This window comes from Lihuaxuella thermophila (assembly GCF_900110165.1).
Taxonomy (GTDB): domain Bacteria; phylum Bacillota; class Bacilli; order Thermoactinomycetales; family Thermoactinomycetaceae; genus Lihuaxuella; species Lihuaxuella thermophila.
On sequence record NZ_FOCQ01000001.1, the window covers coordinates 290,167 to 304,160 of the forward strand.

Below are 13,994 nucleotides of genomic sequence, written 5' to 3' on the forward strand. Positions count from 1 at the left end.
TAACAAGTACCCTACATGCCTCCCCTCCGCTGATCCATACTAAGGATAGCGGAAGGAGGCGATTCCTTTTGCGTAAATCCCAGGAAGTGATCGGCCTTCCCATCATTCATCTCTCTTCCGGCAAAAAGATCGGAACGGTCACAGATCTTCTCTTTGACGGTTCCCAGCAACTTCGCGGAGTACTCGTGGAGAACGGAGGTTTCCTTAAAAAAAGAAGGTATATTCCGGCCGAAAGCATCACTTCGATTGGCAAAGATGCAGTGATTGTGGACAACATGCATGCCGTTCTTCCGCTTGATTCGGTCGCTGAACAATGGACGGGCATTTTGTCCGGTCACAAGCGGCTCAAGGGGCGTCCTGTCGTTTTATCCAATGGCTGCGAAATCGGGATGATTGAAAATGTGTATTTTTTGGAAGAAGTGGGAACCCTGATAGGGTACGAGATCTCAGACGGAATTTTGAATGATCTGAGACAGGGACGGAAAATGCTGAAATCGACGCAGCCTCTCATCTGGGGAGAAGATGTATTGATCGCCTCCGCAGATCAGGTTCAAGTACAGGATGCCAGATGAAAGAAGGGAAAATGCATGATCTTTCGTTGTCCCAACTGCAATTCACACGACCTGGGAAAAGTGGGGACAAACCAACTTTACTGTTGGAATTGTTTTATCGAAATGACCATGGAAAACGGCCGTATCTCCTCGGTATACCAAGTGGAAGAAGATGGGAGCCTCAGCTCGCTGAATGATCTTTTTTTGGAAGGCCCGGACCCATCCTGCACGGTCTGACCAGTTGGCAAAGGGGGAGATTCCATGCGTCGCCAAACCGTCTTCACGATGATTCTCGGAGGCTTGCTGGCGTTGATTGCATCCCGGTGGGTGCGTCCGAGAAACCGAATGGATCTGATCCGTCGGGCAGTATCGATGGGAAGGGAAATTCGGCAAAATGTGTTTTTCGGCCGTCTTGTTTCCGGAGCGGTGGCCAGAAAGCTGCTTCGTCGCTTTCAATGGGCTAGATAGCATGGAAAGCCTCTGGGCATCTTTTGTCCGGAGGCTTTTCTTTTGGACATAAAAAAACCGCTTTTTTCATATCTTATGGGTAAGCTGGTCCATATTGGAGGGAAACTGCCAGTGGAACGTTTCAGCGATTCGCGAAGATTGACCACAGCCCTATTTATCTTGGTTCTGCTGGGGATTCTATTTTTGTTATTTCAAATGGGTCCGTACATTCGCATTCTTTTTTCATTTTTAAAAGCAGTGCTTGGACCCTTTTTTATTGCGATGATCATCTCTTATCTGTTGAATCCGGTCGTCAACCTGCTCAGTCAGCGGGCAGTTCCGCGCTCCATTGCCGTGCTTTTGATCTATACCCTGTTTATCGTTTCAGTCGTTACCCTGATCATCAATATGCTTCCCTTATTGGAAAAGCAGATTTACGAACTTGCCGAACATCTTCCTGAATGGAACGCCCAGTTTCAACGGATGATTCAAGAATATAACGACCACAGTAAAGATTTTCTGCCCATCAGCATACAGGCCGGCATTCAGAAGTCACTCACCCGTCTTGAACAGGGAATCGGAGACTGGGTAGGAGACATGATGAGCGGCATCAGCAGTACGCTGAATCAGATATTTATCGCTTTTATTATTCCGTTTCTCGCCTTTTACATGATGAAGGATGCGAAAGGCATTGAAAAATCACTCATGGCTTTGCTTCCCGGGAGTAGGCGGAGAGAGATCGTCCGGTTGTTCCGGGATTTGGATCATGCACTGGGCAATTATATTCGCGGCCAACTGCTGGTCTGCCTCGTTGTCGGACTGCTGGCATATCTCGGCTATCTCCTCATCGGATTGCCGTACGCGCTTCTCCTGGCTGCCATCGTCAGCGTCTTCAACTTGATCCCCTATCTGGGCCCCATTTTCGGTGCCATTCCGGCCGTTTTGGTGGCGCTGACTGAATCGAAAGAGATGGTGATCGCTGTCATCATTGTCAATATGATTGTCCAAATGCTTGAGGGGAATCTGATTTCCCCGCAAATTGTCGGGCGCTCTCTTCACTTGCATCCACTGATGATCATCTTTGCTCTTCTGGTTGGCGGGGAAATCGGAGGAATCCTCGGCCTGCTGTTTGCCGTTCCCGTCTTCGCCATGGGGAAAGTGGTGACAGAGCACATCATCACCCATTACCTTCACCGGGTATAGCTTTTTACAAAAAATGATATAATTGAGGGTGTGCAGTTTACACCTGTTATTTTTTTTGTTTATAATAAAAACATCTTAAAGGGGAGCTCAACAACCGCATATCGGGCAACATGAAGATGGAACCGAGCGATTCTGTCCCCGCCAGAGAGGAAGGCCCAAGGGCTGGAAGGCTTTCCCGGACCCGACGGTGTCGCGGCCAGTTCCGGAGTGCAGTTAATCTCTGCCGGCGCCAGTGCCGTTATCCAGCGTAAATGAAGTGACCGGTCTGTCTACATACCTGCCATGCTGGCAAGCCCTTGCAGGTCATATAGATAGCGGTAATAAGGGTGGTACCGCGGGAAGCCTTCTCGTCCCTTTTTAAAGGGAGGGAAGGCTTTTGGTTTTTTCTCCGATGAACAAATGGAAATGGAGGGTTTTTCAGATGAAAGCATATGAAATTAGGCGGAAATTTCTTGATTTCTTCGTCGAAAAAGGGCATAAAGTAGAACCAAGCGCTTCCCTTGTTCCTGTCGATGACCCCAGTTTGCTGTGGATTAACAGCGGCGTGGCGACACTGAAAAAATATTTTGACGGGCGTCTCACTCCGGAAAATCCACGAATTGCCAATTCGCAAAAATCGATCCGAACCAACGATATCGAAAACGTGGGTTATACGGCGCGCCACCATACGTTCTTTGAAATGTTGGGCAACTTCTCCATCGGCGATTATTTTAAGGAAGAGGCCATCACCTGGGCCTGGGAGTTTCTGACCAGCCCCAAATGGATGGGGCTCGCCCCTGAAAAACTGTCTGTCACCATTCACCCGGAAGATGATGAAGCGTACCGCATCTGGCATGAAAAAATCGGCATCCCCGATGAACGGATCGTGAGACTGGAGGACAATTTCTGGGATATCGGGGAAGGACCCTGCGGCCCGAACTCCGAGATCTTCTATGACCGCGGGGAAGCGTTCGGCGATCTGTCTGATCCCGAATGTTATCCGGGTGGAGAAAACGAGCGGTTCCTGGAAATTTGGAATCTGGTATTCTCCCAGTACAACCATAACCCGGACGGCAGTTATACACCTCTGCCGAGGAAAAACATCGATACCGGAATGGGCTTGGAACGGATGGCATCGGTCATGCAGAATGTCCCCACCAACTATGACACCGACTTGTTCCAGCCGATCATCCAGGCAACCTGTGAGAAAGCAGGTGTGGAATACGGCAAAGACCAGGAAACGGATATTGCGCTCAAAGTGATCGCCGACCACATTCGCACGATTGTCTTTGCCGTCGGTGACGGGGTACTCCCCTCCAATGAAGGCCGCGGATATGTACTTCGCCGCCTCTTGCGCCGCGCTGTTCGTTATGGGCGGAAACTGGGCATGGAGCGCCCGTTCTTATATGAACTGACCGGTATTGTCGCAGAGATCATGAAGGATTACTACCCCGAGCCGGTCGATAAGAAAGATTTTATCGAACGCGTCATCCGGGGCGAAGAAGAGCGTTTTCTCGAGACGCTGACCGAAGGGTTGAAGATCCTGGAGGAGATGGTGAACGAGGCTAAAGAGGTAGGCAAAAAGGAGATCTCTGGTGAAGAAGCTTTCAAACTGTACGACACTTACGGTTTCCCCATCGATCTGACGGAGGATTTCGCGCGTGAACACGGTCTGGCCGTGGACCGGGAAGGCTTTGAACAGGAAATGGCCACACAACGCGAACGTGCCCGTGCAGCCCGCCAGGATGTGGACAGCATGAAAGTCCAGGGGGGGGCTTTGGCAAACCTCGAAGTGAAAAGCCAATTTGTCGGCTACACGGAACTGGAAAAAGAAACCCGGATCGCTGCAATCATCTATGAAGATCAGTTGGTGGATATTCTGGGCGCAGGGAAAAAAGGTCTGGTCATCTTAGAAGAGACTCCTTTTTATGCAGAAAGCGGCGGGCAAGTGGCCGATCGCGGCACCATCACGACCCATACGGCCAAACTCCGGGTGGAAGATGTGCAAAAAGGGCCGCGGGGTGAGCATGTGCACACGGTGGTCGTTGAATCGGGATCGATTCGCCAGGGGGACACCGCCTTTGCTTCCGTCGATCATTCTTTGCGCTCCGAAACGGTGAAAAACCATACGGCTACCCACTTGTTGCACAAAGCTCTCAAAGAAGTGCTGGGTGAACACGTCAACCAGGCCGGATCGCTGGTTGCCCCGGATCGCCTTCGTTTTGACTTTACGCATATCGGGGCGATGACCGATGAAGAATTGCGCGAAGTGGAAAAGCGCGTAAATGAGCAAGTTTGGGTAAATACTAAAGTTGAAACCATGATCAAACCGCTTGCTGAAGCGAAGGCGATGGGAGCCATGGCCTTGTTTGGCGAGAAATATGGGGAAGTCGTCCGTGTTGTCCGGGTCGGTGACTACAGCTTGGAACTGTGCGGCGGCACCCATGTAAACAGCACAGGTGAAATCGGCTTGTTTAAAATCATGAGCGAGAGCGGAATCGGATCCGGAATCCGCCGGATTGAAGCGGCAACCGGCAGACGCGCATTCGCCTTCCTGGAACAGCAGGTGGAGTGGCTGAAAGCTGCCGCCGGGCTTTTAAAAACAAACCCTCAGGAAGTGGCAGAACGGATCGCCGGGCTACAGGAAAAAATGAGAGAGTTGTCGCGTGAAAACGAATCGCTTCGCGCCAAACTGAATCAGAGAGCCGCATCCGAACTGCTGGAGCGGGTCCGGGAGGTTTCAGGTGTTCCGGTGCTCAGTGTGCAAGTTGAAGCCAAGGATATGGAACAACTTCGCTCGATGATGGATGATCTTCGTCAAAAACTGCAAGAAGGAGTTATTGTCCTTGGAGCGGTGTCAGGAGAAAAAGTTCAATTTGTCGCTTCTGTTTCTCCAAAATATGTTCAAGCGGGCCTTCATGCGGGTAAATTAATAAAAGAAGTTGCCAGCATCTGTGGTGGAGGAGGTGGAGGCCGCCCCGACATGGCACAAGCAGGCGGAAAACAGCCTGATCGCTTGCCGGCCGCCTTGGAAAGAGTCTTTGAATGGCTCCCGACACAATTGTAAGGGCGAAAAGGATACGAAAGCTTGAGGACGAAATCAAATAAAGAGCTGGTCATCCAAAGAGAGAGGTTGTGAGATCATCCATGGATGAAACGATGAAATTTAATTTTCGGGGAGATCAAGAAGCAGATCCGAAAGAAATATTGCTTTTGGTCTACGAAGCGTTGAAGGAGAAAGGTTACAACCCGATCAATCAGATCGTTGGATATCTCATTTCCGGAGACCCCGCTTATATTCCGCGCCATAACAACGCGCGCACGCTCATCCGCAAATTGGAGCGGGATGAAATCATCGAGGAACTGGTCAAGTCTTATTTGGAGTCGAACAGCTAGAAAGGGATTTCATCATGGACGTCAGCGATTTTCCCTCATTGGACATACACTCTTCCCGCGTGATGGGACTTGACATCGGTGAGAGGAGAATAGGTGTAGCCGTCAGTGACTCCCTGGGCTGGACCGCCCAGGGAGTTGAAGTAATTGACCGCAAAGAGAACGATTGGATGAACCGGCTGGATGAATTGGTTCGAAAATACAATGTCCGGGCTTTCGTTGTGGGGCTTCCCCGCAATATGAACGGAACATTGGGCCCCAAAGGTGAAGCTTGCATGGAGCTGGCCAAAGAATTGGAACAGCGTTACTCCCTGCCGGTTCACTTGTGGGATGAACGGTTGTCCACAGTTGCTGCGGAACGGACGTTGATCGAGGCGGACATCAGCAGAAAAAAGAGAAGAAAAGTGATCGACCGGATGGCGGCTTCGTGGATATTACAAGGTTATTTAGATGCACAAAGGAGGCGTTAAACGTGCCAAATCAATCGCATGCACACGAAGGAACCGAATTCCTGAGAATTCCCAATGAAGACGGATCGGAAGAAGTATTTGAGATTTTGTTTACCTTTGAGAATGACGAGACAGGCCGGAAGTACATGTTCGTCACACCTGCCGATGCAGAAGAAAACGAAGATGAATATCAGGAAGTGATCGCTTTTCGGTATACGGAAGATGATCAGGGAAATCTGGAACTGCAAATGATTGATGAAGAGAACGAGGAAGAATGGGATATGGTTGAGGAAACCTTTAATACCTTAATGGCTGATCTTGAAGATTAATTTGCAGACGGTGATACCATGAACCATGCAAACGAACCAGAAGCTAAAGAAGTGTATATTCTTCGCAATCAATCGAGTCCGGACCAACTTTTTCTTCGTTCCGAATTGGATGGTAAACTGGAGCAGTACCGGATCCTGAATGAAGTCGAAGTGGATGGACAGCATTATGCGATCATGTGTAAAGAGAAAGATTACCCGGATGATGCTTTTCTCTTTCGGATTCATCAAAACCGGGCAGAGGAGATAGAAGATGAAGCAGAATGGGAAAGGATTGCGGATGCGGTAGACTATCTGCTCTATTCCAATGACACTTGACGAATAACGGGGAAAACTCCCCGTTATTTTTTTGTGGAACCTGTGCTAACATAGAATTATTAAGACAAAGAATATTTTACAAGAAGAAAAAGAAGGAGTTTCAAGGTAATGAATTGGTTTTTGCGGATCCTGTTCACCATTCTTCTCCTTGCCGGATGGGGGGTGCTCAGTTACCTGTACGCCGATTTTACCTTAGGTTCGCCCAAAAGGGACAAGCCCGTGGAGGTGGAAATTCCTCCCGATACCTCGCTCAAACAAATCGGGAATATTTTGAAGGAGAAAAGATTGATCAGGGAGTCATATTTTTTTCGTTTTTATGCAATCTATAAAAAGAAGACAAACCTGAAAGCGGGAGTTTATCAGATTGAACCCGGTGAGACCCTGGCTGATATCCTGAATAAAATATCGGCTGGCGATGAAAATGTGGTAAAAGTAACGATTCCGCCCGGGTTCAACGCCATGCAAATCGCCAATCGTCTGGAACGGTTGGGATTTGACAAAGAAGGTTTTTTAGACGCCCTCAATCATAAAAAGCCGAAATATCAGTTTGAACTCGAAATTCCCAATGATCCCAGACGTCCGTACCGATTGGAGGGATATTTGTACCCGAGTACATACCAATTTCGAAAAAATGCCAAGCCGGAAGACATCGTCAATGCCATGCTGGAGCAATTTGCGAAGTGCATGAATGAACTCGAGGCACGAGAGCAATTGACTGCCAATGCGAAAAATTTGACCAAAGGGATGACCATCGACAAGTGGGTCACGGTGGCTTCGCTGGTTGAAAGAGAAGGACAGGTCAAAGACGAACTTCCCCGAATCGCAGGGGTCATTTATAACCGCTTAAACAGCGGGAATGATAATCAAATTCTGAGAATCGACGCCACCCTTGCTTACATAAACCTGATGAACGGAAAGCCGGCAAAAGTAACCGCTAGCATGAAAAATATTAGAAATCCATATAATACTTATAAAATCGTAGGTTTGCCTCCCGGCCCGATCGGAAGTCCGGACAGGGATGCCCTAGAAGCGGCACTCAATCCTGAGAAGCATAACTATCAATGGTATGTCACTCGTTCGGACAACTCCGGGCGGCACTACTTTTCATCCACTTACCGGCAACATCAGCAATTTATTCAGTTGAGCAACAGAAATGAGGCTGTTCATTGACCGGATGGGAGTTTTTCAGCGGGCGGCAGAAACGGGAAATGCATGCAGATAAAAGTTGGTAACTGGGAACGGAGCAATCTCTCCGTTCTTTTTTTCGTTATCTGTGTTAACATGGAAGAAAGGTTCATGAAGCTCGAAGGATGAAACCCTTGGGATCAAAGGAGTCCTTAGCTGATGAAATGGTTTTTGCGCATGTTGATTACTCTTCTTCTGCTCGCGGGATGGGCCGTTTTGGCCTATCTGTTTGCCGATTACACGCTCGGTTCTCCGAAAAGGAGCCAGTCTGTCGAGGTTGAAATCCCGCCTGACACTTCTCTGAAGGAAATCGGGCAAATTCTCGAGAATAAGAAGCTTATTCGCGAAACCTATTTTTTCCGTTTATATGCCGTTTATAAAAACAGGACCAACCTGAAAGCGGGAGTCTATGAAATTGAGCCTGAGGACAGGCTTTCTGATATGCTGGATAAATTTTCCGAAGGGGATCAAGGCTTGATCAAAGTGATCATTCCCCCGGGGTGGAACGCCAGGCAGATCGCCGACCGCTTAGAGCAGGCGGGCCTGGATGGGCAGGGCTTTTTGCGCGCTTTAAATCACAAGAAGCAGAAATATGACTTTGAAAACTCCATTCCGCGCGACCCCAGAAGACCCTACCGGTTAGAAGGCTATTTATACCCCGGTACGTACGAGTTTCGCAAGGAGACCCAGCCGGAAGAGATCGTCAATGCCATGTTGGATCAATTCGCCAAGCAGATGGACAAGCTTCAGGCACGGGAAAAACTGAAGTCCAATCCGCTGACCAAGGGAGTTTCGCTAGATGAGTGGGTGACGGTCGCTTCCCTGGTGGAACGGGAAGGGAAGCTGCCACAAGAGTTGCCGGTCATCTCAGGAGTGATTTACAACCGCCTGCACAGCAAAACAAACAACAAGCTGATGATTGATGCCTCCATTGTATTTATCTACAGCATGAAAGGGCAAAAAATTACTTCCGTGACCGAAAAGATGACACAAATCAAACACCCGTACAACACCTACCAGATAACGGGCCTCCCTCCGGGGCCGATCGCCAGTCCGGGTGAAGCCACGCTGGCGGCCGCCCTAAACCCCAAAAAGCATAAATATGAGTATTATGTGACCCGCGAAGACGGATCGGGCGGCCATTATTTCGCCAGGACGCTGGCCGAGCATAACCGGAATATCGCTCGGAGCAAAAAAAATGCGGCAAAACGAGAGTAGTTTATTCGAAGGGCAACGAGTCAGGGTTGCCTTTTTTATGCTTTGTTTTTTGACTTGATCATCTATTGCAAGTAACTATACTATATAAAAGTTAATGTTAATATTTACCAATGGAGTGGGTTTCAAATATGAAAGTAATCTAAGAGATGAACTTATACCAAAAACTCCTGTCTTTTATTATTGGATTCGTGATTGGCTGGTTTTTCTATTTATTCATTGTTGCGATGCTTATCAGTAGTGAAGGGATACCTGATAAATATGTTATTTTAACACTTGTCCTTTTCTTGCCAATAATGGTTATTTATTCCATCACAAGTGAATTTAACTATCTGAAGCAACTGGTGTTCGCAACGACCTCTTTGCGTAGTAACATCACAGTTTATAAGAAACGTGAAAAGAAGTTGATATCAAAGCGGAAGAAATTATTATTCAATTTTTTGTAACATGAAAGCGACATTCAGAAATCCGTAACAGCTTCTCGTGTTGGAACAGAAAAAGTAGCAGATGAGCTGGAAAATTTATCACTCACGAACTTGAAAGTAACGTTGAGAATCACCCGAATTTAAAATCAGACAAGCACATTTCAACGTTACTTAATCAGATTGAAGAGTCACAAAACACCATTTTAGACTCTAATTTGCTATATAATCAATATGTCACTTATTACAATTCGGTCATCTACAGTTTCCCGGCAAATATCTTTTGAGGTGGAAATTGAAGACGTTACCTTTTTATGAAGATCAGATTGATGAGGATTTAATCAACTGATTTTTTATAATACTTAACGAGCCAAAGAATATTTGTATCACGAAATTCAACCGCTATTATGAAATATCTGTAAGTCCAAGAACTTCTAACACAAGATGATCAAGACCTTTCTGCATTCCAGTGATCGTGTGAGCGAATATGAACGAATCATCTCTAAGTTTCCTGTATAAACGAAAAGACTTGAGTTGCTACGGTTGCAATCTCAAGTCTTTTTTTATTTATTGCAAACATCCCCGACTGCAAGTCATACAGATTCACTGAAGCGCAATTCTTTGATCGAATTCAGGTCTATACCAGCTCGTGCGTAGATCTTTATCGTATTTTCCCCGGTCAATTGGACTTCACCAAACCCTAGCCTGGCAGCCACTTCGACCACCTGTTCACGGGAATCTGCCTCGATTTCCAGATAGGGCTGAATCATTGGCCATTGGTCGATCTCCAGACGAGCCCCATCGAGAAGAAAGCTGGTACGGCGATTTTCTTGATAGCTCTTCGCTGTGAATCCCAGTTTTTCAAGCAATTGATGAGTTACTTCAAAGTCGTCAACCACAATCTCCACTTCTTGAGTTCCATCAATCCCGTCATGAACGATTTCCTTAACGGTCAGGGTCACTTCTTGCCCCGTATCACGTAACCGAATCCATTTGCTTTTGTCGCCCGGGACAACATCATACACATAACGGCGCATGAAAAATTGACCGATCTGTTTACCGCCAAGACCCATGATTTTCTGTGAAATGATGTTGGGGTTGATGTCAAGAACTTTTGCCTCATATTCAATCGTCATATTCATTCCCTCCTGGGTTTTTAGTAAGCTGATCATATTCCATTTGACAAAAATCAACTATTTCATCTCGGTAATGACTGATGACGAAATTTTCTACAGGCATGCAGAGATCCATGCGTCGTATACAGATTCCGATCAGGTAACCTCCATTCCGATTCCGGTATAGTCTGACTCCATAATACCCTTCCTGACAATCAGTGTCATTATTGAAACGACAATTGGCGCAAGTTTTGGGAAGACGTACTGGGCGGATTTGTTTGAAATAGATGATACGTCCTGAAGGTAATTGATATGCGGTGCGACACCCTGATACTCCTGCTGTGACGTAACGGGCAATAGGAATTGCTTTTAGGTCATCAAGTATGCGGTAAATAGCGTCGATAGAGGATTGACCTTTTTCAAGGGAGTTAAGAAGCCTAACGGATAATTTAGAAGAGTATTCTTCTAGAAGTCGTCTCACCCTCGGAGCGTGGCTATAGTCAGGAACTACAATATTTGCGTTCACTTTGATTCCGTTGCTTATTGCTACACGTATAGACTGCCGCAAAGCATTGATTTTACGTTCAGCTAATTGTTGATTCCTGAACTTTTCATGCTGAACCTGAGCTAACTCTTCTGCCGTTGTGCCGAAAATGCTGAAATTCACACGATCAAGTCCTGCTTTAACGCAATTTGAGAGAACACGTTCTCCATTTTCTCCATTCGAAGTCATACAAACCTTGAATCCGTATGCTCTTGCCGTTTGAATAATCTCTGTGAGTTGGGGGTGCAGAGTCGGCTCCCCACCTGTCAGGTGTAATTCGTTTAATCCTAACGAATCACGTAAAAGATTTAGTGAATGAGTAAATTCTTCATCAGGAATGACCATACCTGGTAAGAATCTTACCCCATTAGTAGCAGTATAAATGGACACTCGCCCAGATTTTCCTTCTGCGGTCCACTCACCCGCCTTGCGATCAAGATTGTCAACAACTACGGGAGTACCTTCATTATGACAAAACGTACACGTCATGCCACATAAATCAATGATTTTAACGCGCAGGGAATTATTCTTTTCAACATACACTTTCATTTAAATCAACCGCTTTCATAAATTTGTATATTTATTCGTAATTTTCAAAATAGGTTAAGCGGAACTATTCTCAACTTCAAATTTGATTAATGAGTAAAGATATTGTCTTGTTCAATCATTATTTAATAAAGCTCCCTTTCATTGTTTAAGGCTACTTGCTGTCTATGCTTGCTGGAAGCATAGGGTAATGAAGGCAGTGCATGTTTCCACTGAGCATAGATTTGTTCCAGCATATAGATTGTACGATCTATTTCATCTTCGATCAGAAGGCGGGTGAATGTTTTTTGTTCCTCAGCCTGTTTTCGTAATGTATTTACATGATGGTCTAGTAATCGACAAATGATTCGTTTGGCCTCATGGTCGAGTTTTAAAACAACTTTTCTTTTCTCCATAGACTTTCGCTCCTTTTAAAAAATTAATTCTGATCTGGATTAGCTTTGAGGGAATTATATGTTAATTCAAAAATGAAAATCAATAATTTATCTGTTTAAGTTTAATTTTAAACAGACAAACATTAATCTTTTTATTCAATGTCTTTTCGCTCCTTTTTACCTTCTCATTTCTATAATGTCTATGTTCAAACATAGACTGCACAGACTAGTTTTATTTTTTAGAATAATCTTGTAGTATAAAGTTGCGGATTCTGTTAAAGGTGGGATTAAATTGAAAATAAACTTAAAGGATGACATCATTAGATATGTATTAAGAAGGAGAAGAAAAAAAGAGTTAAATAAAAGCACAAGAGACATAGAGGATTTTGATATCTCAAAAGGATCTGTCAGCAATATCGAGAAAAAAGGAAATGTAAAACCGGATACCCTTGAAATCTATTTAAAAAAAATCGGTCTTACTGAGGATGAAGTTATAAAAAGAGCTAAGGCACTTGAGGAAGAAATGAAAGAAGTTTACTATCAACTAGAAACGATTGAAACGATTATAGAGGATGGAGATTTGAAAGCTGCAAAAGAACAGTTAGAAAGGTTTCAGTTTGAGGAATTTTATCCCTTGACACCGAACTATTTTTTTCTACAAGGGCTCATTTGTTCTGAAGAAAAAGACATCGAAAAGGCACAGAATAAATTTAAGCAGGCAATCAAAGTATGTAAAGATTACGCGCTCAAACCCAGAGATAATATTATCGCTGCTTGTTATGCAGAGTTAGCTGCTTGCAGTCATTTACAACATGATTTGCAGAAGGCTATCAAATATGCCGACCAAGGCTTAGAGGCTTATGATGAAACAAAGAACAAGAAGGGAATTAAGTACAAAATATTGGGCAATAAAACTATGTATTTATTGAAATCTTCTAATACTGATCAAGCTTCCCGATTGCTTGATAAAGTTTGGCCTGAAGTAGAAAAATTGGATCATGGTTATGAAGACTATCCTGTCTTGAATCTATATAAATTCAGGTCCACGATTTTGCGTGACCAAGGACATTATGGGGAAGCACTCCAATGTTGCAATAAGGGGCAGAAATTAGCTAGGCGCTATCGCAGTAGTAGCAAAAGCCACTATCTCGATTTCATAATTCTCTCGGGTAGTATTTTCTTATTGCAAAAAGAATTTACAAAGGCGTTTGAGCGATTCCAGTTGGCTCTTGACTCGGATCGGGATTTTAAGTCTCCTCGCAGACATATGGATGTTCACACTTACTTTGGGATTCTGTTTACTGCAAAGAAAGAATGGCCAAAAGCCACTATGCACGTTGAAGAAGCTTTAAAGATTGGTAAGGAAAGGCCTGATGCATTCCGACTTGCAAAAGCGCTTATTGTCAGAGGTAACATATGTTATTCACAAAAACAGTTCTCCGAAGCAATTCCTTATTATCAAGAAGCTGCAAGTCTTGCCGAAAGACACGGGTACAAGCAAAGGCAGTACACAGCTTTATTGAAATTAGCCGACTGTTTTGATAACCTAGACGAGAAGGAAAAACTGCGTGATTGTACTGAAACCATGTACCGTCTTCAAAAATGGACTCAAGATAAAAAGCGAGGCTGAAGTTTATGAAATGGACTAGTTCATTTTTTTTTGCATCGTACATAATGGGTGACGACGATGATGATGAATAAGAATGAGCAGCTTTTCAATGAGATGAAATAGCAGGCTTTGTGTTACAGAGGGAATTGTTTCCCTCTTTTTTCATCTGTGCTGCAAGGATTTCATCTTTTGCTTTCTAACTCCACCCGCTTCTCTTCATCAACTCACATCCATCCGTGGAAATGGAAATCATTGAATCCCCTTCTTCTTTTCCTGAACATCTTTTCTTCCATCTTAATCACAACTTTATATGAAATT

General features: G+C 45.1%; 16 protein-coding genes. 13 read left to right on the forward strand and 3 right to left on the reverse strand.

Features of this window, described 5'->3' with window-relative positions; genetic code table 11:
- Positions 1 to 68: 68 nt before the first annotated feature.
- The 12 genes from BMW55_RS01505 (at position 69) to BMW55_RS19885 (ending at position 9,775) form a co-directional block, all read left to right on the forward strand.
- Positions 69 to 572 (forward strand): PRC-barrel domain-containing protein, encoded by a 504-nt coding sequence (locus tag BMW55_RS01505; protein ID WP_170839676.1) that lies wholly within the window; start codon positions 69 to 71, stop codon positions 570 to 572.
- A gap of 15 nt (positions 573 to 587) precedes the next feature.
- Positions 588 to 788 (forward strand): hypothetical protein, encoded by a 201-nt coding sequence (locus BMW55_RS19610; RefSeq protein WP_089964591.1) that lies wholly within the window; start codon positions 588 to 590, stop codon positions 786 to 788.
- A gap of 24 nt (positions 789 to 812) precedes the next feature.
- On the forward strand, positions 813 to 1,019 hold the full coding sequence (locus BMW55_RS01515) for a hypothetical protein (RefSeq protein WP_089964592.1): 207 nt from the start codon (positions 813 to 815) through the stop codon (positions 1,017 to 1,019).
- Positions 1,020 to 1,130: 111 nt separating this feature from the next.
- Positions 1,131 to 2,201, forward strand: a complete 1,071-nt coding sequence (locus tag BMW55_RS01520) for an AI-2E family transporter (RefSeq protein ID WP_244527398.1) — start codon at positions 1,131 to 1,133, stop codon at positions 2,199 to 2,201.
- Positions 2,202 to 2,622: 421 nt separating this feature from the next.
- Positions 2,623 to 5,247, forward strand: coding sequence for an alanine--tRNA ligase (alaS, locus tag BMW55_RS01525; protein WP_089964746.1), 2,625 nt, complete (start codon positions 2,623 to 2,625; stop codon positions 5,245 to 5,247).
- A 92-nt stretch (positions 5,248 to 5,339) separates the two neighbouring features.
- Positions 5,340 to 5,576: an IreB family regulatory phosphoprotein gene (locus tag BMW55_RS01530; RefSeq protein WP_280139725.1), complete on the forward strand. Its 237-nt coding sequence runs from the start codon at positions 5,340 to 5,342 to the stop codon at positions 5,574 to 5,576.
- A 14-nt stretch (positions 5,577 to 5,590) separates the two neighbouring features.
- Positions 5,591 to 6,043, forward strand: a complete 453-nt coding sequence (ruvX, locus tag BMW55_RS01535; protein WP_089964594.1) for a Holliday junction resolvase RuvX — start codon at positions 5,591 to 5,593, stop codon at positions 6,041 to 6,043.
- A 2-nt stretch (positions 6,044 to 6,045) separates the two neighbouring features.
- Positions 6,046 to 6,351, forward strand: coding sequence for a DUF1292 domain-containing protein (locus tag BMW55_RS01540; RefSeq protein WP_089964595.1), 306 nt, complete (start codon positions 6,046 to 6,048; stop codon positions 6,349 to 6,351).
- A gap of 18 nt (positions 6,352 to 6,369) precedes the next feature.
- Positions 6,370 to 6,666, forward strand: a complete 297-nt coding sequence (locus tag BMW55_RS01545; protein WP_089964596.1) for a DUF1292 domain-containing protein — start codon at positions 6,370 to 6,372, stop codon at positions 6,664 to 6,666.
- Between the two features lie 108 nt (positions 6,667 to 6,774).
- Positions 6,775 to 7,836 (forward strand): endolytic transglycosylase MltG, encoded by a 1,062-nt coding sequence (gene mltG, locus BMW55_RS01550; RefSeq protein ID WP_089964597.1) that lies wholly within the window; start codon positions 6,775 to 6,777, stop codon positions 7,834 to 7,836.
- Between the two features lie 174 nt (positions 7,837 to 8,010).
- A complete protein-coding gene (mltG, locus tag BMW55_RS01555) occupies positions 8,011 to 9,069 on the forward strand; it encodes an endolytic transglycosylase MltG (RefSeq protein WP_089964598.1) in 1,059 nt (352 codons plus the stop codon).
- A 520-nt stretch (positions 9,070 to 9,589) separates the two neighbouring features.
- The gene (locus BMW55_RS19885) at positions 9,590 to 9,775 is read left to right on the forward strand and encodes a LemA family protein (protein WP_089964748.1); all 186 of its coding nucleotides are present in this window, start codon (positions 9,590 to 9,592) and stop codon (positions 9,773 to 9,775) included.
- 306 nt (positions 9,776 to 10,081) lie between these two features.
- On the opposite strand, the gene BMW55_RS01570 is transcribed toward BMW55_RS19885, so the two are convergent.
- From BMW55_RS01570 to BMW55_RS01580, 3 genes are all read right to left on the reverse strand, one after another.
- Positions 10,082 to 10,624, reverse strand: a complete 543-nt coding sequence (locus BMW55_RS01570) for a class IV adenylate cyclase (protein ID WP_089964600.1) — start codon at positions 10,622 to 10,624, stop codon at positions 10,082 to 10,084.
- Positions 10,614 to 11,696 carry a radical SAM protein gene (locus tag BMW55_RS01575; protein ID WP_089964601.1) on the reverse strand — a complete coding sequence of 361 codons (1,083 nt, stop codon included), beginning with the start codon at positions 11,694 to 11,696 and terminating at the stop codon, positions 10,614 to 10,616. The genes BMW55_RS01570 and BMW55_RS01575 overlap by 11 nt, the downstream gene beginning before the upstream one ends.
- 122 nt (positions 11,697 to 11,818) lie before the next feature.
- Positions 11,819 to 12,088, reverse strand: coding sequence for a hypothetical protein (locus tag BMW55_RS01580; protein WP_089964602.1), 270 nt, complete (start codon positions 12,086 to 12,088; stop codon positions 11,819 to 11,821).
- A gap of 271 nt (positions 12,089 to 12,359) precedes the next feature.
- Between BMW55_RS01580 and BMW55_RS01585 the strand changes: the two genes are divergently transcribed.
- Positions 12,360 to 13,697: a tetratricopeptide repeat protein gene (locus BMW55_RS01585; protein ID WP_089964603.1), complete on the forward strand. Its 1,338-nt coding sequence runs from the start codon at positions 12,360 to 12,362 to the stop codon at positions 13,695 to 13,697.
- Positions 13,698 to 13,994: the final 297 nt, after the last annotated feature.

Coding starts and splice junctions, on each gene's coding strand:
- alaS (WP_089964746.1), top strand. CDS start 2,623: ATGAAAGCATATGAAATTAGGCGGAAATTTCTTGATTTCTTCGTCGAA.
- BMW55_RS01530 (WP_280139725.1), top strand. CDS start 5,340: ATGAAATTTAATTTTCGGGGAGATCAAGAAGCAGATCCGAAAGAAATA.
- mltG (WP_089964598.1), top strand. CDS start 8,011: ATGAAATGGTTTTTGCGCATGTTGATTACTCTTCTTCTGCTCGCGGGA.
- BMW55_RS19610 (WP_089964591.1), top strand. CDS start 588: ATGATCTTTCGTTGTCCCAACTGCAATTCACACGACCTGGGAAAAGTG.
- BMW55_RS01570 (WP_089964600.1), bottom strand. CDS start 10,624: ATGACGATTGAATATGAGGCAAAAGTTCTTGACATCAACCCCAACATC.
- BMW55_RS01515 (WP_089964592.1), top strand. CDS start 813: ATGCGTCGCCAAACCGTCTTCACGATGATTCTCGGAGGCTTGCTGGCG.
- BMW55_RS01575 (WP_089964601.1), bottom strand. CDS start 11,696: ATGAAAGTGTATGTTGAAAAGAATAATTCCCTGCGCGTTAAAATCATT.
- BMW55_RS01580 (WP_089964602.1), bottom strand. CDS start 12,088: ATGGAGAAAAGAAAAGTTGTTTTAAAACTCGACCATGAGGCCAAACGA.
- BMW55_RS01545 (WP_089964596.1), top strand. CDS start 6,370: ATGAACCATGCAAACGAACCAGAAGCTAAAGAAGTGTATATTCTTCGC.
- mltG (WP_089964597.1), top strand. CDS start 6,775: ATGAATTGGTTTTTGCGGATCCTGTTCACCATTCTTCTCCTTGCCGGA.
- ruvX (WP_089964594.1), top strand. CDS start 5,591: ATGGACGTCAGCGATTTTCCCTCATTGGACATACACTCTTCCCGCGTG.